The organism is Paraburkholderia sacchari (genome assembly GCF_000785435.2).
Taxonomy (GTDB): domain Bacteria; phylum Pseudomonadota; class Gammaproteobacteria; order Burkholderiales; family Burkholderiaceae; genus Paraburkholderia; species Paraburkholderia sacchari.
This window is the reverse complement of the sequence record NZ_JTDB02000004.1, coordinates 384420-402059: the sequence shown is the minus strand read 5'-3', so window position 1 is coordinate 402059 and position 17640 is coordinate 384420. Positions and strand designations below refer to the sequence as shown.

General features: G+C 64.0%; 16 protein-coding genes and 2 pseudogenes. 8 read left to right on the top strand and 10 right to left on the bottom strand.

Annotated features, from left to right (window positions below; all coding sequences use genetic code 11):
• Positions 1–91 precede the first annotated feature (91 nt).
• Together NH14_RS17400 and NH14_RS17395 are read right to left on the bottom strand one after the other, a co-directional pair.
• Positions 92–379: a response regulator transcription factor gene (locus NH14_RS17400; RefSeq protein WP_035525166.1), complete on the bottom strand. Its 288-nt coding sequence runs from the start codon at positions 377–379 to the stop codon at positions 92–94.
• 265 nt (positions 380–644) lie between these two features.
• Positions 645–1004 carry a DUF4148 domain-containing protein gene (locus NH14_RS17395; RefSeq protein WP_035525168.1) on the bottom strand — a complete coding sequence of 120 codons (360 nt, stop codon included), beginning with the start codon at positions 1002–1004 and terminating at the stop codon, positions 645–647.
• A 311-nt stretch (positions 1005–1315) separates the two neighbouring features.
• Between NH14_RS17395 and NH14_RS17390 the strand changes: the two genes are divergently transcribed.
• The 4 genes and pseudogenes from NH14_RS17390 to NH14_RS17375 form a co-directional block, all read left to right on the top strand.
• Positions 1316–4516: an efflux RND transporter permease subunit gene (locus NH14_RS17390; RefSeq protein ID WP_035525170.1), complete on the top strand. Its 3201-nt coding sequence runs from the start codon at positions 1316–1318 to the stop codon at positions 4514–4516.
• 9 nt (positions 4517–4525) lie between these two features.
• Positions 4526–5788 carry an efflux RND transporter periplasmic adaptor subunit gene (locus NH14_RS17385; RefSeq protein ID WP_084225314.1) on the top strand — a complete coding sequence of 421 codons (1263 nt, stop codon included), beginning with the start codon at positions 4526–4528 and terminating at the stop codon, positions 5786–5788.
• A gap of 12 nt (positions 5789–5800) precedes the next feature.
• On the top strand, positions 5801–7309 hold the full coding sequence (locus tag NH14_RS17380; RefSeq protein WP_052147959.1) for an efflux transporter outer membrane subunit: 1509 nt from the start codon (positions 5801–5803) through the stop codon (positions 7307–7309).
• A gap of 95 nt (positions 7310–7404) precedes the next feature.
• Positions 7405–7509, top strand: a pseudogene (locus NH14_RS17375) (helix-turn-helix domain-containing protein); the annotation flags it as partial.
• A 27-nt stretch (positions 7510–7536) separates the two neighbouring features.
• Here NH14_RS17375 and NH14_RS17370 read toward each other — a convergent pair.
• The 4 genes and pseudogenes from NH14_RS17370 to NH14_RS33535 form a co-directional block, all read right to left on the bottom strand.
• Complete coding sequence (locus NH14_RS17370; protein ID WP_035525647.1) at positions 7537–8460, bottom strand: lysozyme inhibitor LprI family protein; 924 nt, start codon at positions 8458–8460, stop codon at positions 7537–7539.
• A 31-nt stretch (positions 8461–8491) separates the two neighbouring features.
• Positions 8492–9907, bottom strand: a complete 1416-nt coding sequence (locus NH14_RS17365; RefSeq protein ID WP_035525172.1) for a heavy metal sensor histidine kinase — start codon at positions 9905–9907, stop codon at positions 8492–8494.
• Positions 9907–10584 (bottom strand): heavy metal response regulator transcription factor, encoded by a 678-nt coding sequence (locus NH14_RS17360; RefSeq protein WP_035525649.1) that lies wholly within the window; start codon positions 10582–10584, stop codon positions 9907–9909. The genes NH14_RS17365 and NH14_RS17360 overlap by 1 nt, the downstream gene beginning before the upstream one ends.
• A gap of 69 nt (positions 10585–10653) precedes the next feature.
• Positions 10654–10902 (bottom strand): annotated as a pseudogene (locus NH14_RS33535) (MerR family transcriptional regulator); the annotation flags it as partial.
• A 68-nt stretch (positions 10903–10970) separates the two neighbouring features.
• Between NH14_RS33535 and NH14_RS17350 the strand changes: the two are divergent.
• Entirely contained in the window at positions 10971–11630 is a 660-nt protein-coding gene (locus NH14_RS17350; RefSeq protein WP_035525174.1) for a beta/alpha barrel domain-containing protein, read from the top strand.
• Between the two features lie 25 nt (positions 11631–11655).
• Here the strand turns inward: NH14_RS17350 and NH14_RS17345 are convergent, their stop codons facing one another.
• The 3 genes from NH14_RS17345 to NH14_RS17335 form a co-directional block, all read right to left on the bottom strand.
• Positions 11656–13278, bottom strand: a complete 1623-nt coding sequence (locus tag NH14_RS17345; RefSeq protein WP_035525175.1) for an ATP-binding protein — start codon at positions 13276–13278, stop codon at positions 11656–11658.
• Positions 13279–13329: 51 nt separating this feature from the next.
• Positions 13330–14007, bottom strand: coding sequence for an alpha/beta hydrolase (locus NH14_RS17340; protein ID WP_035525176.1), 678 nt, complete (start codon positions 14005–14007; stop codon positions 13330–13332).
• 105 nt (positions 14008–14112) lie between these two features.
• On the bottom strand, positions 14113–14691 hold the full coding sequence (locus NH14_RS17335; protein ID WP_035525181.1) for a helix-turn-helix domain-containing protein: 579 nt from the start codon (positions 14689–14691) through the stop codon (positions 14113–14115).
• A 27-nt stretch (positions 14692–14718) separates the two neighbouring features.
• On the opposite strand from NH14_RS17335, the gene NH14_RS17330 reads away from it, so the two are divergent.
• On the top strand, positions 14719–15237 hold the full coding sequence (locus NH14_RS17330) for a GNAT family N-acetyltransferase (RefSeq protein ID WP_035525184.1): 519 nt from the start codon (positions 14719–14721) through the stop codon (positions 15235–15237).
• On the opposite strand, the gene NH14_RS17325 is transcribed toward NH14_RS17330, so the two are convergent.
• Positions 15211–15447, bottom strand: coding sequence for a hypothetical protein (locus NH14_RS17325; protein WP_161790838.1), 237 nt, complete (start codon positions 15445–15447; stop codon positions 15211–15213). The two genes, NH14_RS17330 and NH14_RS17325, sit on opposite strands and share 27 nt — an antisense overlap.
• A gap of 826 nt (positions 15448–16273) precedes the next feature.
• Between NH14_RS17325 and NH14_RS17320 the strand changes: the two genes are divergently transcribed.
• Entirely contained in the window at positions 16274–16750 is a 477-nt protein-coding gene (locus tag NH14_RS17320) for a carboxymuconolactone decarboxylase family protein (protein WP_035525189.1), read from the top strand.
• An 11-nt stretch (positions 16751–16761) separates the two neighbouring features.
• Positions 16762–17631, top strand: coding sequence for a sigma-70 family RNA polymerase sigma factor (locus NH14_RS17315; RefSeq protein WP_237179660.1), 870 nt, complete (start codon positions 16762–16764; stop codon positions 17629–17631).
• The last annotated feature ends 9 nt before the right edge of the window (positions 17632–17640 follow it).

Sequence of the window (17640 nt, the reverse complement as noted above, 5' to 3'; positions counted from 1 at the left end):
GCCAGGACATGAGCATAGCGACCGCGTGGGCGCATCCAACCCCCTGCGATTGGGGGGCGGCGCATGCAGCGGAACTACGCGAAAGCGGGAGTCAAAGCGGCGGATCGGCGAACCACGAACCGTCGCTGGACCCCGGATGCGCATTGCGGATCAGCGCGACCGCTTCATCGCAGCTCGACACTCTGAGCTTGCCGTAGATGCTTTTAAGTTGCCACTTGACGGTCTCGGGGGAGATCGACAGCGCCCGCGCGATGCGCTCGTTCGGAATCGCATGCACGAGCAGCCGGACGATTTCGGTCTCCCGTTCGCTGAGCAGGTCGAACGCGCTGGCCTGCTGGCGCGACTCGCCGGGGCGCTGCGCGCCGTCGGAGGCGGGCACGGCTGAATTCGTAGAGCACTTCGCCCATCAGCGCGGCCGCGTTGCAGGTACGCTCGAAGTCGCCCTGGTGCATCGCATGCCACGAAAGCAGATTGGTGGCCCCGCCGATGCCGACGGTGTCCGCGCCGTCCGGCACCGCGAGCAGTTGCGGGATGCTCGCGGCGCACGCATCGAATTCGCGCGCGAGCACCTGCAGTTGCGCTTCCCACAGCCGCAAGCCCACGCGCGAGCGAATTTCTGCCCATGCCGTCGCACCGCCCGATGTTCAATGCCCGGCGTAAATCGACCGCGTATCGGCGCGAGGGGTGGCGTGACTGCCCGAATCCGAGCTGCCCGACAGGGCGACGCCGCCCACCGCGCCGTCGCCCGGCTTCGCCTGATCTTGCGCGACGATGGCCTCGGCGCGCTGGATGTCGTCCGGATAGCTGTTATCGGCAGCCGCAGGACGATACCCCACCTGCTCGACGCGCACGAGATCGGCGCGAACCTCGGCGCGCGTGACCGGGCCGTTGGTGCTGGACGTGCTGGACGTGCTGGACGTGCTGGCAGCGTTCGCCTGGGCGAATGCGCAAACCGGAGCGGCCAGGGCGCAGGAAACGAGCAGTGCGGAAATGAGTGCTTTCATGATGTTCACCTTTGCATGGGGTTGCGTGGAGTTGCATGTATGGCTGCTGCATCGGGAAATGAGGCAGCTTCGGCCCGCCTTCGAAAGAACCCGTATGCCGGTTCCCGCGAAAGTTGTCCTCATTCTGGTTGCCCGCCGCTGACCCGAACCTGACCCGCTCATTACAAGTTTGTTATCCGCGCAGATAACAGATCCGTAATGCAAGGGTCAGCACGAGGTAAGCGCTCCCTTCCGATACTTGCGTCCGTCACGCCGCCCGTTGCCGATGGGCGGACCCGCCCCAGCTTCAGCCTCACCCACCGGACCCCGCCATGTGGATCGTCAAACTGGCCCTCAAGCGCCCCTACACGTTCATCGTGCTCGCCGTGCTGCTGTTCATCCTCGGGCCGCTCGCGATCATGCGCACGCCCACTGACATTTTTCCGAACATCGACATCCCGGTCGTCAGCATCGTGTGGACGTACAACGGCTTCTCAGCCGAGGATATGGCGCATCGCATCGCCTCGAATTACGAGCGAGCGCTTACCTCGGACGTCGACGATATCGAGCACATCGAATCGCAGTCGCTCAACGGCGTGTCGGTCGTGAAGGTGTTTTTCCATCCGGGCGCGGACATCAACCGCGCGATTGCCGAAGCGGCCTCGAACTCGGCGTCGATCCTGCGCGTCCTGCCGCCCGGCACGCTGCCGCCGAACATCATCACCTACAGCGCCTCCACGGTGCCGGTGCTGCAACTCGGCCTCTCCAGCGATTCGCTGCCCGAGCAGTCGCTTTACGACTTGGGTAACAGCTTCATCCGCACGCAGCTCGCCACGGTCCAGGGCGCGGCCGTGCCGCTGCCCTATGGCGGCAAGGTCCGCCAGATCATGGTGCAGCTCGATCCCAAGGCACTGCAGGCGAAGGGCCTCGCGCCCGTCGACGTCGTGAACGCCGTCAATGCGCAGAACCTGATCCTGCCCAGCGGCACTGCGAAAATCGGCACGCGCGAATACAACGTGGAGATGAACGGCAGCACGCAGACCGTGGCCGCGCTCAACGACCTGCCCATCAAGATCGTGAACGGCAGCATGGTCTACGTGCGCGATGTCGCGCATGTGATCGACGGCTATGCGCCGCAGACCAACATCGTGCGCGCGGACGGCAAGCGCGCCGCGCTGCTCACCGTGCAGAAAACCGGCAGCGCCTCCACGCTCTCGATCATTCAGCAGGTCAAAGCAATGCTGCCGAAGATTGCAGCGGGCCTGCCCAGCGCGCTCAAGATCACGCCGCTCTCGGACCAGTCGCTCTTCGTGAAGTCCGCCATTTCCGGCGTGGTGCGCGAGGCGCTGATCGCTGCGTGCCTCACGGCCGCGATGATCCTGCTATTTCTCGGCAGTTGGCGCGCCACGCTCATCATCGCGGTGACGATTCCGCTTTCCGTGCTCACCTCGCTGATCGCACTTTCGGCGCTCGGCCAAACCATCAACATCATGACACTGGGCGGGCTCGCGCTCGCAGTGGGCATTCTCGTGGACGATGCCACCGTCGCGATCGAGAACATCACGCACCATCTCGAACGCGGCGCGGCGCTGCACGACGCGATCCTCGACGGCTCAGGCGAGATTGCCGTGCCGACCTTTGTTTCGACGCTTTCCATCTGCATCGTCTTCGTGCCGATGTTTCTGCTCACGGGCGTCGCGCACTATCTGTTCGTGCCGATGGCCGAAGCCGTGGTGTTCGCGATGTGCGGCTCGTACTTCTTCTCACGCACGCTGATTCCCACGCTGGCGATGTATCTGTTGCGCACGCAATCGAAAAATTCAACGCCCGCGCGGGGTTTTGCTGGCAAGCTGAGCCGCTTCCAGAGCGGATTCGAAAAGCGTTTCGGGGCGGTGCGCAACCGCTACCACGCCGTGCTTGTGGGCGCCGTCGCTCGCCGCCGCCGTTTTGTCGCGATCTGGCTCGCGATCTGTCTGGGCTCGCTCGCGCTCGTGCCGTTCACGGGGCGCGACTTCTTCCCCGCAATCGACTCCGGTGAAATCCGTCTGCATCTGCGCGCGCCCACCGGCACGCGCATCGAGGAAACCGCGCGCATCACCGACGAAGTGGAAGCGAAAATACGCACCGTGATTCCCGCCACCGAACAGGCTTCGGTGCTCGACAACATCGGCCTGCCGGTGAGCGGCATCAATCTCACCTACGACTCGTCCGACCCGATCGGCCCCGAGGACGCCGACATTCTCGTCACGCTCGCGCCGAAGCACCGGCCCACCGCGCAATACGTCGCGAAGCTGCGCAATGTGCTCGACGCGTCGTTTCCCGGCGTGACCTTCTCGTTCCTGCCCGCGGACATCGTGAGCCAGATCCTCAACTTCGGTCTGCCCGCGCCTATCGATGTGCAGATCGTGGGCAACAAGCTGGCCCAGAACCGCATCGTGGCGAACCGCCTGCTCGATCAGATGCGCGGCGTGCGCGGGCTCGTGGACGCGCGCATCCAGCAGCCCGGCGACGAACCCACGCTAAACGTGAACGTCGACCGCACCAAGGCCATGCAGGCCGGCCTCACGCAGCGCGACGTCGCGCAGAATCTGCTGATCGCGCTCTCGGGCAGCTCGCAGACCACGCCTAACTTCTGGCTCGATCCGAAGAACGGCGTGAGCTATCCGCTTACGACGATGGTGCCGCAATACGACATCCATTCGCTGCAAACGCTCGCCAATGTGCCGATCACCACGCAGTCGGTCACGGCGAATCCGCAGAACCAGCTCGGTACGCTCGGCACGGTCTCGCGCAGCGAGCAGGAGGCGGTGGTCTCGCACTACAACGTGCAGCCCGTGCTCGACATTTTCGCCTCCACGCAGGGACGCGATCTCGGCGGCGTGGCCTCCGACGTGGCGAAGCTCGTCGACGCCGCACGCGCCCAACTGCCGCCGGGCTCGTCGATCGTGGTGCGCGGCCAGGTGCAGTCGATGAACGCCTCGTTCAGCGGGCTTGCGCTCGGCCTCGTGTTCGCGATCGCGCTGGTCTATTTGCTGATGGTCGTGAACTTCCAGTCGTGGCTCGATCCGCTCATCATCATCAGCGGCCTGCCCTCGTCGATCGCGGGCATTGCATGGATGCTGTTCGTCACGCAAACGACGCTCTCTGTTCCCGCGCTCACGGGCACGATCCTGTGCATTGGCATTGCCACGGCCAACAGTATCCTCGTGATAAACGCCGCGCGCGAATCGCTCGCAGGCGGCATGGCGCCGCTTGCGGCCGCGCTGGACGCGGGCTTCAACCGCTTTCGCCCTGTGGTGATGACTGCGCTTGCCATGCTGATCGGCATGCTGCCGATGGCGCTAGGCCTCGGCGACGGCGGCGAGCAGAATGCGCCGCTCGGGCGGGCCGTGATCGGCGGACTCGCGATCGGCACGCTGTCGACGCTGGTGTTCGTGCCGGTCGTGTTCGGCATGGTGCACGGGTGGCTTGCAAAGCGCCGCGCCGTGTGCACGGCTGGCGTCGAGACCGACGAGACTACTCACGCTCAATAAGGAATCCATATGACCATGCCAACTCCATCGGAGGATCGTGTCGCCGCTCAGGAACCGGCGGAGCGCGCCGAGGCCGCACAGCCGCGCTCGCCTTCATCTGCCTCACCGTCCGCCTCGGGCGCTCGCAGGCGCCATGCGCTCGTGCTTGGCTTAGGCTGCCTCGCCGTTGCGTTGCTCGCGGCCGGCATCGTCCCCAGGCTCGACGCACGCAAGGCGCAGGCCGCACAGGTGGTCGTGCAGCGCGACCTGGTCGTTGCCACGGTCATGCCCAAGCCCGCGCCAGCGACCCAGGACCTGCTGCTGCCCGGTTCGGTCATGCCGTGGGCCGACGCGTCGATCTATGCGCGCACGAGCGGCTACGTGCAGCAGTGGTACGCGGATATCGGCGCGCACGTGAAAGCAGGCCAGACGCTCGCACGAATCGATACGCCCGAACTCGACGCGCAACTGAAGCAGGCGCGTGCCGACGAAGCCAGCGCGCAGGCGAACTACCGCTTTGCGAGCAGCACCGCGCAGCGCTGGCAGACGATGTTGCAAACGCAATCGGTCGCCCAGCAGGACGCCGACGCCAAAACGAGCGATGCCGCGGCGAAGCTCGCCGCGCTCCAGGGCGCGCAGGCCAATGTCGCGCGCCTCGACGAGCTGGTCGCTTACCAGAGCGTGACGGCGCCGTTCGACGGCGTCATTACCGTGCGCAACGTTCAGGTGGGCGCGCTCGTGACGGCGGGCGGCACGCCCGGCCTGGCGGCAATGCCGGGCGAACTCTTCCATATCGAGCAGACGAACCGGCTGCGCGTCTACGTGGACGTGCCGCAGGACGACGCCAGCAGCGTCACGCCCGGCACTTCCGTCTGGCTCGCGACGCAGCAGTATCCAGGGCGGCGCTTCCCGGCGACGGTCGCGCGCAGCGCCAACGCAATCGATCCGGTGAGCCGCACGCTGCACGTTGAAGTCGACGTCGACAACGCCGACGGCGCGCTGATCCCCGGCGCCTACGCGCAAGTCCATCTTGCGCTCTCGACGGCCACGCCATCGCTCGAAGTGCCGGTGAGCGCCCTGCTGTTCCGCCCCGATGGCGTGACCATCGCGGTGGTGGATGCTCACGACAAGGTGCGGTTGCGCCAGGTGAGCATTGGCCGCGACTTCGGCACCTACATCGAAATTGCCACCGGCCTCGCGCCCACCGATCGCGTCATCAACAATCCCGGCGACGCCATCGCCAATGGCCAAAGCGTGCGCGTGGCCACGGCAGCGCATGGCGGCAAGGCATAGGCGAGGTCCATCATGTTCGACATTTGCATTGCTCCGTTGCGCCGAATCGTCGTGGCCTGCACCGCCGCTTCGCTCGCGGCATGCACGACGCTGCCTCATTACAGCGTGCCAGAAATGGCAGTGTCAGCGCATTACGCGGGCACGCCACAGCCTTCAGCCGGATGGGCCGTAGCGGCGCCCGCCGACGGTCAATCTCGTGGTCCATGGTGGGCAGTCTTTCAGGATGACGAACTGAATCGCCTTGAAGCCCGAGTGGACGTATCGAACCAGACCGTGAAGCAAGCCGTTGCGCAGCTTCAGGCCGCCCGCGCGATGGTCGACTATCAGCACGCGGGCTACTCGCCTACGATTACCGCGGGCACAGCGGTGCAGCGCTACCGCACCTCGCAGAACCTCGCGAACCACTCGCTGGCGGGCAAGACGGTCCCCGACTACTCGGTGGGCATTGGCGCGAGCTGGGAGCCCGACCTGTTCGGGCGCGTAAAAGACGCCACGGTAGAGGCGCGCGACACCGCCCAGGCGAGCCAGGCCGATCTCGAATCAGTGCGCCTCTCGGTGGCAAGCGATCTCGCAGCCGACTACTTCGACCTGCGCTCGCTCGATCGCCAGAAGAAGCTGCTTGACGACACCGTGACTGCTTACGCCGCCGCGCTGCGCATCGTCCAGCAGCAGCTCGCAGACGGCGCCATCGACGCTTCGGCGGTCGCGCAGGCGCAAACGCAGTTCGAAAGCGCGCACACGGCGGATCAGGACATCGATGTGCAGCGCGCTCAGCTAGAGCACGCGATCGCGACGCTGGTCGGCGAACCGGCCTCGACGTTCTCGCTGCCGCCCGTGGTTGAGCCAGCCATGGTGCCTGCGATTCCCGCGAGCGTACCCGCCGCGCTGCTCCAACGGCGGCCCGATATCGCCGCCGCCGAGCGGCGTGTGGCTGCTGCCAACGCGCGCATCGGCGAGGCGCACGCGGCCTTCTATCCCGACCTCACGCTGTCGGCATCGGCGGGGCTCGAAAGCACGTTTTTCGCGCCGTGGCTCACCGCGCCCAGCTTGTTCTGGTCGCTCGGTGCGCAGCTCGCGGGCACGCTGTTCGACGGCGGCCGGCGCGAAGCGACGCTCAAGGGTGCGGATGCGCAATACGACGCTGCGGTTGCCGCCTATCGGCAAACCGTGCTTACGGCGTTCCAGCAGGTCGAGGACAACCTGAGCGCGCTCGACACGCTCGCGAGTGAAGCGGACAGCCAGCAGCGCGCGACAAGCGCTGCCGAACTATCGCTGAAGCTCACGACGGATCGCTATCAAGCGGGTGCCGTGAACTATCTCGACGTGGTCACGGCGCAGACCATCGCATTGCAGAACGAGCGCAACGAGGAGCAGATCGCACAGCGCCGGCTCGATGCGAGCGTGCATCTGCTCGAAGCGCTCGGTGGAGGGTGGGATCGGGGGGTGTTGAAGGGGGCATCCGAGAAAGCGGAAAAATCACAGGTTTGCGACAAGCCATGCGATACGAATGGCACGACATGAAAACGAAGTTCCTGGAGTTCTCGAAAACGGTTCTTTAAACTCTATTCTAGATTGCTCAATATCCCCATGAGTTTCGATAAGGATGGACGCACATCAAGAAGCTACGGGCCAGCGGCGTGCCGCCCAAGGACGTCGCCAGGAACCTCGGTGTATCCATTCCTGCGCTTTACCGTTGGTTGCCCGCCGCAGCGCAAGCTTGATTAATGAGTGTTAACGCCTCAAAGCGGTCAGGCCGACCGCATCCCCTTTAGCTCATCGATACGAAGACGATAGCTTCGTAGCAGACAAGCTTTATCGCCGCACACATTGCGGGAATTTTGAAGCCATGCTCGTTGGTCAGCTCGCAATCGCGCCTTGTTGGACGATGCCTTTAGCTTTTGATTATAGGTTTCAGCCAATGTGCTATCGAGACGGGTCAGCTCCGCATCCCCGCAAATAAGACGCGCTTGAACGGATATCAGCTTGCTGCAATCACGACTTTGCGCTAGTGCCGTCTTCGCCGCGGATTGCGTCTCCAGCAGTCCCGGCCTGCAGAGCCCCTGCAGCAATTTGCAGGCGACATCGCGTCCGACCCACGCCATGTCTTGTGCGCCGTATTGCTTGACGAAACGATTGATCGCGACCTGGCTGACTCCCCTTTGCATGGCGTTTGCCGCGATTATCTCGTTGCAAAGCGAGTCCTTGGCGTAGTTTTTCTTATCGCGCCGGTAGCAACTGTGAAAGCCCAGCCTGCCCATACCTACGACACTTCGGCGTTCCCCTGAAGCAAACAGGATGGAAGCGCAAGCCGATGCGCATTTGGCATTGTCTGGAACCAGCGTATAAACGCGGATCTTGTCCATCGCGTCGACGACCCGGAAAGCAGCCTCGACGTTTCCTCCCGGACTATTTAAAACGAGAACAACGAGCCCTTCGGCATCACGGTCAGCCAATTTGGCGGCCGCCAGAAATTTCTCCGCATCGCCATCCTGAATCTTCCCCTCGCCGATCACCATTTTTAGCTTGCGTTGTGGCTCGGAGGAAATCCTGAAGTCCATCGCCGACGCGACATGTGGAAACATTAGCATAGCGAAACAAAACCAGCATATCAACCGCTGAATCCAGCTTTGCGCCGTCGCGTCTCGGGCTGGTGAATGCTCGGTGTCGTTCATGCGCTTTTCCCCGAAAAGCAGTGGCAAACCATCAGCGCCGCGTAAACGAAAGAATGAAACGCGTGGCGGCGGCGTCGCTCTCGGCGCGCGCCGTGCCGCCATGCAGCGTCATGATCGTGCGCACGATCGCGAGTCCCAGGCCGGCCGAGCCTTCCGCTTGCGGGCCGCTGTGGCGCGAAGCGTCCACACGATAGAAGCGGTCGAAAATGCGCTCCAGCAACGCGGCGTCGATGGGTGGCCCAGGATTGGCCACGATGACGTCGAACGCGGAGGCCTTCGGCTCCGCGCTCAGCGTGATTTCGCCGCCGCGCGGCGTATAGCGCAGCGCATTGGCGAGCAGGTTGCTCACAGCGCGCCGGAACAGTTCGCGATCGGCGCGCAAGCGCCCCTCGCCCGTCACGCGGATGCGCACGCCGGCCTCGTCGGCAAGCCCTTCGAAGTAGTCGGCGATCTGCGTGAGCGTCTCGACGGCGTCGAATTCGGCAAGCGTGGTCATGAACTGCGGATGCTCCGCACGCGCGAGGAAGATCACGCTCTCGATCATACGCGAGAGCCGCGCGCATTCCTCCAGATTCGATTCGAGCAGCGCCTCGTATTCGGGCACCGTGCGCTCGCGCGCGAGCGCTACTTCGGTGGCGCCGCGCAGGTTGCCCAGCGGCGTGCGCATGTCGTGCGCGAGATCGGCCGTGTATTGCGACATGCGCTCGAAGCCGCCATGCAGCCGCACAAGCATCGCATTGAGCGACTTCACGAGGGTTTCGAGTTCGAGCGGCGCGCCATCGACTTCTATCGCGGTATCGAGCCGGTCCACCGTGACTGTTTCCGCGCGCGCGGCCATGGCGCGCAGCGGACGCAGCGCCTCGTGCACGAGCAGCCAGCTCATCGCGAACGCGAGCAGCATGCCGGCAAAGCCGTATGCATAGAGCCGCTCGCGATAATGGTCGAGCACGCGCCAGCGGTCGGTCATGTCGCGCGCGATCACTACGGTCACGGGCGTGCCGTCGGCGAGCGTCGCATCGGCGGCGAGCCCGCGCACCGGCACGTCGCGCAGATTGTGCCATTCGTGCACGTCGCTTTCGGTGATCCGCTGCGCCGCGCCAAGACGCGAGGCCAGTGGCGTGGCGGGAAATTCGCCATCGGCGATGCCCTGCGTGTTGTGCTCGACGAGCAGTGCGCCATCGGCGCCGAGCACTTCCATCGCCAGCGCCGAATTGCCCAGCACCTGGCTCGTGAGGCGCGGGGCGTGCTCGCGCACGTCCGCGGCGCTGTGCAGCTCGGCAGCGAGCCGGCGCATATGGCGCGCGATCAGCACGATGTCGAGGTCGTCCTGCTGGCGGATCTCGCGGCCGAGCGTGAAATAGAGCGTGCTGCCCACCAGCGCGAACACAGCGAGCGTGGTGCCCGCGAAACAGAGCGCGAGGGTGGCGGTAAGCGAGCGCGCGGCCATCAGGCGGGCTCTTTGATTTCGGCCACGTAGCCCACGCCGCGCACGGTATGAATGAGCTTGACGGGAAAGTCGTCGTCGACCTTGGCGCGCAGGCGGCGGATGGCGACCTCGACCACATTGGTGTCGCTATCGAAGTTCATGTCCCACACATACGAAGCGATCTGCGTGCGCGTGAGCACTTCGCCCTGGCGGCGCACGAGCAGTTGCAGCAGCGAGAATTCGCGCGGCGTGAGGTCGATGCGCGCCGCCCCACGGCGCACGCGCCGCCGTGTGACGTCGATCTCCAGATCGCCCAGCGTCATCACGTCGGTTTCGCGCGGGGGACCGCGCCGCGCGAGCGTGCGCACGCGCGCGAGCAGCTCGACGAACGCAAACGGTTTGACGAGATAATCGTCGCCGCCGAGTTCCAGCCCTTTGACGCGGTCGTTCACGTCGTCGCGCGCGGTGAGGAAGAGCACCGGCGTTGTGTGCGTCGTGCGCAGCACCTTGAGCACCGACCAGCCGTCCATGGCCGGCAGCATGACGTCCAGCACGATCACGTCGTACGCTTCTTCGCGCGCGAGGATCAAGCCTTCGGCGCCGTCCGCGGCTACGTCAACCGCGTAACCCGATTCCTCGAAGCCCTTCTTCAGGTATGCGCCGGTTTTGGGTTCGTCTTCGATCACGAGAATGCGCATTGCGGCTGGTCCTTGGGTTGGTCCCTGAGTTTGTTCATCGATGGGGTATGCATGCGCCGCGCGCTGCTCGTCGAGCCGCGTGCGCAGCGCCTCCTTCGATAAGCCCTGCATTTCCTCGACCGCCGCGCGCATGTCCTCCAGCGACAAGCCCAGCCGCTGTGCGAGCCGAATCTGCTTGAGCCGCTCTTCGGCCGCCTCGTCGTAAATGCGGTAGCCGTTCGCGCCACGGTGCGCCGGCGGCAGCAGGCGGCTCTGCTCGCAGAAGCGGATGGCCGAGGCCGCCATGCCCGTGCGCGCCGCCAATTCGCCGATCCGCATGGTGCTTGACCTTCAAGTGAACTTGAAACTTAGCACACGCCCGTCTCCCGTGCTGAAAAGGCCAATCGATGACGACTTCACTGTTCGCTCCGCTCACGCTGCCCAACGGCGGCACCCTGCCCAATCGCATCGCCAAGGCCGCGATGGAAGAAAACCTGGCCGACGCCGGCCAGCTTCCGGGCGCGGCGCTGTGGCGCCTTTACGAGGCCTGGGGTGCGGGCGGGGCGGGCCTGCTGATCACCGGCAACGTGATGATCGACGGCCGCGCGCTGACCGGCCCGGGCGGCGTCGTGCCGGAGCGCGGCACGCCACTGGAGCCTTTCAGGCGCAGCGCGGACGGCCGCACGCTCGCGCGCGAGGCGTATTTCCTGAGCTTCGCACAGGAGATTGCAGCGGTTTCCCGCATGCCGGTCATGACGACAGGCGGCATTCGCCGGCAAGCGGTGGCCGTGGTCGCCATGGCGAGCGCGCTCGCTTGCATGCCTGATCTGCCCAAGCGCTGGCGCGATGGCCAAGCCGTCGATGCGCCGCTGGCCGTTGTCGGATGGCGCGACAAGGCCGTGGCCGGGCTCGCGACCATGGCGCTCGTCAAGCGCCGGCTGCGCGTCATCGCAGCGGGCAGACGGCCAAGGCGCAGCTATTCGCCGCTCTACAGCCTCGTGATCGATCAGCTTCGCACGTGCAAGCTGACCGCGCGATATCGCCAGTGGCGGCAGGCGCGCGGTTGAGTGTCGTTCAGCAAACGCGCAAGGCTCAGGCATGCCCGCGAAAGCTCGCGCACAACCTGAACGCGTCCTCCGAAACGGGAATGGCCTTCGCCTTGCAATAGCGCGTGACGAGCTTCAACAACTCCTTGATATCGCGCCCGCTCGCGTTCGGATACGCATGCGTGAGCGTCTCGATCAAGTCATTGCCGAGCGCCGCTCCGAACTGATCCGAAAGCACTTTCCAGAGGCGGACCGCGTCGGCTTTCGGCGGCGTTTCGTAGTGGATCGTCGCGATGCAGCGCGAGAGAATCGCATCGTCGACATCGTCGATGCGATTGGTGGTCATGAACAGCAGCCCGTTGAAATACTCGAGCGTGCGCAGAAACTCCGCGACGATCGCGTTGTGTTCGAGATCGTTGTCGCGGCGGCGGATATAGACATCGGCTTCGTCGAGCAGCAGGACTGCGTCCCAGCGCATCGCGCGCCGCAAGATGGCCGAGAGCGCCGCGCCCACCGAGGCCGCCGTGGTTCCTAGTTGCCCCGAATGCACGCGATAAAGCGGCTTGCCAACCACTTCCGCATAGACTTCGGCGGTCAGCGTCTTGCCGAGGCCCGGCGCGCCCTGGCAGAGAATCGTCGTGCCGCCCGACTTTCCCGGCACGACGTCCTGCACGAACACGTTCATGTTCGACGTGAGGATGTCGATCAGATCGTGATGATGGGCCGGCAACACCAGCTTGTCGCGCAACTCGGGCTGGTAGCGATACTCTTGCATGTGCTGCACGTGCACCCAGATATCGCGATGCCATTCCAGATGAAACAGGTGCACATAGCCGTGCAGCGGAATTTTTTCGAAGCCTGCTGCGATGCCGGCGCCGCGCCAGAATTCAGGATCGCAAATCATTTCGAAGCGACGCTCGAGCCGCTCCTCGTCGTTCACACACTTGGCGACGACGCCGTCGACGATGCGCGTCAACTCCACCGCACCTTTCTCGCCCATCGTGAACGCGGCCTTCGTCACGACGAACTGCGCGCCAAAGCGGCGCTGAAACTTCAGAAAGCGCTGCGCGTGTTGCTCGTATTCGTTTTTGAACTCCGCGCATTCCTTGAAGAAGCCAAATTCGGCCAGCAACTCGGGAATCGTGCGGTTGACGATATCGTGGCGATTGATCACGAGCGAGGTGGTCATGCCCGAGCGGCGCTTGTGAAAGTCGGTCAGCTCCGAATTGGCCGACAGCATCGTGTTGGCCAGCATGTCGACTGCCACATAAGGCGCGCCCTGCTCCGGCTCCACCGTGCGAATCCGGTGCACGAGCCACGGCAGCAGCGTGCCGTCCTTGTTGCGCTGGTAGAGCCAGCCGTCGATGGCGTCGCGCGACAGGTACGCGACGAGGCCTGGCACCAACTGGTCCAATGCCGGAATGACGCGCGCCTGCGGCGCGTTGTAGATATTGTCGAGCGCCAGCATCTGAAACATCAGCATGCGTTCGTTCTGCGTCTTGCTCAACGCGTAGAGCGTATTGAGCGAGCGCGCGTCGAACAGCTTGCTCGACACGATCATGTTGCCGTGGCACACGCCATGTTCCTTGAGCCGCATGGCGAGCAGCGATTCGGTCTCTATCATTCCGAGCAACGGATGAATCAGCGATTCCGGTATTTCAAAATCCATGGGCAAGACTCCCGTTCGTTGCCGCTGCCATTGCGGCAGCGGACTCGCGCGTCATTTCAGGAAGAATTCGATTGCCATGCTGACAATAGGCGGATGAACCACATGCAAGCCATTGAATTCGATGTACTGAACATCGTATCCGGCTGAGCGCAGTCTCGCCGCATTGGCTCGGCCGCTGGTTTCGATCGGCAACTGCTCGTCGGCGAGACCGTGGGCGATGAACACCTTCGGCGCGCCTTCCTGCATGAAGATCGACATAAAGCCGCCCGAAAATGCGATCACGTGGCTCACGATATCGCCATTCGTCACGCCGATCGAAAGCGCGTAGCTCGCGCCGTCCGAAAACCCCGCGAACGCGAGGTGGCCCGGATCGATGCGGTAGCGCGACGAAACCCGCGTGAGCGCCTCGCGCAGCCGCTCAAGATCAGGGCCGTTGCCGCCAATCACGATGTCCCACGTCGGGTAAATCGAATGTGGCGCGAGCACCAGAAACTTGTGCTGGCACGCATGTTCCTCGATAAAAGGCAGCACCTTCTCCGGAAAGCCGCCCGCGCCATGAAACATCACGAAGAGCGCCACGGGTTCATCGTCGTCGAGGCCCGGCGGCACGAACAACACTGCGTCGCGCTCATCGGCGAGACCGAGGTGATGACGGCCCGGCGGCAACCGGCCCTGGGTAGGCTCAGCGCGGGCAAAGGACAGGCGACCGAACAGCGAGGGATCGAACATGACGGACCTGAAGGTGAAGGCGGATTGCAGCCGATATTGTTGCGGCCACGGTGATATACTATATATCACAACGCGATACGAAAGGAAGGGATTCCACTCGCGCAATCAGTCCTTCTGAGAAACGACCACGGCATACCGGCACATGCGCGCGCTTTCGTTCTTGAAAATGCAATCGCCCGGTGGCCCGAGATCCAGACAATCGCCCGCGCCCAGTTCGTGGCGCTCACCCGCTTCGATAAAAACCAGATTGCCGGCCAGCACCCAGATTAGTTGCCGCGTGTGCAGATAGGCCGAGGCCGGCATCGGAATTTCCGCGCCCGGCGGCAAGTCGATTTCCACGAGATTCAGCGGCGCCGCCGACTTCGGCGACACGTGACGCCGCACATAGCCGCTCTGCGGATCGACCCACAGCGGCTGGTTCGCCGCGCGCAACAGGCGCCCCTCTTCCAGTTCCGCGAGCGCCAGCAGCGCCGACATGCTCATGCCGAACGCCCCGGCCAGCTTCGCGAGCAGCGACGCCGTCGGGCTGCTCTCGCCGCGCTCGATCTTGTGGATCATGGCGCGCGAGACGTCGGACCTGGCCGCGAGTTCGGTGAGCGACCAGCCGCGCCCCTCGCGCTCGCCGCGAATACGCGAGCCGATGCGTTGATCTATGTTGTCTATTATCGTATACACTTTATCCATTATAGTGGATTAAAGGAAGAGGCGGCCATGAACATTCGCGATGCGGGACCTGAGGACATCGACGGTATCACGGCGATCTATAACGACGCCGTGCTGAACACCACCGCAATCTGGAACGACACCGTGGTCGATGCGGCCAACCGCACGGCATGGCTCGCCGACCGGCGCAAGGCCGGCTACCCGGTGCTGGTTGCCGTGGACGAGCAGCAGGCGGTGCTCGGCTATGCATCGTTTGGCGACTGGCGTGCTTTCGACGGCTACCGGCATACGGTCGAGCACTCGGTCTACGTGCGCAACGACCAGCGCGGGCGCGGCATCGGCCTGGCGCTCATGGAAGCGCTAATTGGCCGGGCCCGCGCGATCGGCAAGCATGTGATGGTGGCTGGGATCGAGGCGAATAATGCTGGCTCTATCGCACTGCACGAGAAGCTCGGGTTCGAGCATGTGGGGCATATGAAGGAGGTGGGTACGAAGTTCGGCGCATGGCTCGATCTGGCTTTTATGCAACTCAGGCTCGACTCAGGGAAGGCGCCTGTCGTCGCGTGACAGGTGGTCCTGGCGAGCGGCCAAAAGCAAATCGAGAATGGAGATCATGTCGATGGCGATGAATTCTTTGCGAAGCTCGACAAGCCAGACCATGACGAAAAACCTCGTTGATGCGGGCATTGCTGTTGAAGTGCCGCGCCCCCAGTGGCTCAATTTTCGGTCGGCGTAAACAGCACTGACCAACAAATTGGCGAGGATTGCCTGGGCCATCCTCGCCAAAGGCACGCACTACCAACGCGAACAGGCTGTCATAGCAGCCTGACGCCGCGTCGCTTATATCGTCCGTTGTACCGAGTCACTTCCTGGTTTTGCGACGCGAGATACGTGAAGACATAAACGGCTCAACGGCCGGGCAAGCAACCTGATGCAAACAACAGCGCTTGAACGCTGAGGTTTTTTTGAGGATTGCCCGGCGCGACTCTCATCATGGTGCGGGAACCTGGTCCCATCACGACCCCGGATAGATTTGCGCATGCCCAATTTACGTCAACACCGACTCGCTTGCGAAAGTCAGGCGGACCATAGATTGATTGCCCGCTGCGGGTGCAACGGGCGTAGCTGACTTGATGACGTCTTTGCTGGTCACGCCTTGCGCGGCCGCGACCTGAACCTGTTGAGCGGGACTTTGTTGCGCGTTAGAGTGATTTACTTCGAACTGCGGATCATTGAATCAGGATGCAATCATCGCATCGCGCTGTTTCTCTTCTTCGCTGTCGACGGGTGCATCATGCGGCAGGTCTTCACCGGCGGCAGCCAGTATGCCGAAGTCATCGCCCGTCGTGCCTGCCCGCCAGGGTCGCGGACAAATTGGGGCGAGCGATGCTATTACATAGCATACTTTATAGCGCGTTTGTATGACATCTGATACGGACCGGTCGCGATGTCTTGGCACCCGTGGCGTTCGAACGCCGTTGAGCGCCGATCAGCCTTCGTCCCCCAAAAAATCGGGGAAGAATCAAAAAATTTTGCCCCGATGTCACACACGGTCCAGGCTCGCTCGTCATGTCAGTGGAACCCAACCGAAGGAGATGGAACCATGACTGCCAAGCTCGACCCGTTCGCCACCGCCCCCGCTCAAATGAAGTCCTGGATGGGCGCCTCGCTGGCCATTGCCGGCAGCCTCGACCGCAGCCTCGTCGCGCTCGTGGAGATCCGCGCCTCGCAAATCAACGCCTGCGCCAATTGCATTAACATGCACACGACCCATGCGCGCGAGGCAGGCGAGACCGAGCAACGCATCTACCTGCTCTCGGCCTGGCGCGAAGCGCCGTGCTACAGCGAGCGCGAACGCGCAGCGCTTGCATGGACCGAGGCGCTCACGCGCATCTCCGTAGGCCATGATGCAATCGAGCGCGCCCGCGCCGCGCTCAACGACCACTTTACCCAGGAAGAACAAGTGAAGCTCACGCTGATGATCAACGTGATCAATGGCTGGAACCGCCTCGCGGTTGGCTTCGGCCTGTGGGTCGATCCGGCGGTGGCGAAAGCCATGGCAACGAAGGCCGCCGCATGACGGACGCCGGCATGACCGCCCCTGAAAACGCAGGGGACGCCGGCGACGCTGCAGCGAGCTTCGCCCCGCTGCGGCGCAAGCTGATTCGCGTGGCGTACCGCATGCTCGGCTCCGTGGCCGACGCCGAGGACATCGTGCAGGAGGCGTTCATCCGCTGGATGCAGGTCGATCGCACGGAAGTGCGCGTGCCCGAGGCCTTCCTGCGCCGTATGGTGATGCGCATGTGCCTCGATCAGCTCAAGTCCGCGCGGCATCAGCGCGAAACCTATGTGGGCCCGTGGCTGCCCGAGCCGGTCGTCGAAGACGACGATCAGGAAGACGTCACGCTACCGCTGATGCTCGCGCTGGAGCGGCTCTCGCCGCTCGAGCGCGCGGCGTTCCTGCTGCACGATGTGTTCGGCCTCGACTTCGACGAAGTGGCCACCACGATCCAGCGCGAGGCCGCCGCGTGCCGTCAGCTCGCGGCGCGGGCGCGCACGCATGTGCGCGAGTCGCGCCCGCGTTTTCGCGTGGAGAAAGCGCGCGGCCTGGAATTGGCAGAGGCGTTCTTCGCCGCGTCGCGCAGCGGCGACATGAGCGCGCTGGGCGCCATGCTGGCCACCGACGTGAGCCTGCATGCGGACGGCGGCGGCAAGCGGTCCGCAGCGGGCAAGCCGCTGTTCGGCTTCGAATCGGTGATGAAGGTGCACGCGTATCTGGCGGAGCTGTTCCGCAAGAACGGCTCGACGCTCGTGCGCGCGGGCTTCATCAACGGGCTGCCCGGCTTCGTCACGCTCGAGGCCGATGGGGAGTTGCAGACGACCGCGCTGGAAATCGAAAACGGCAAGATCACCGCCATTTACGTCATGCGCAATCCGGACAAGCTGCGGCACCTGCACTAAAGCCTGGCT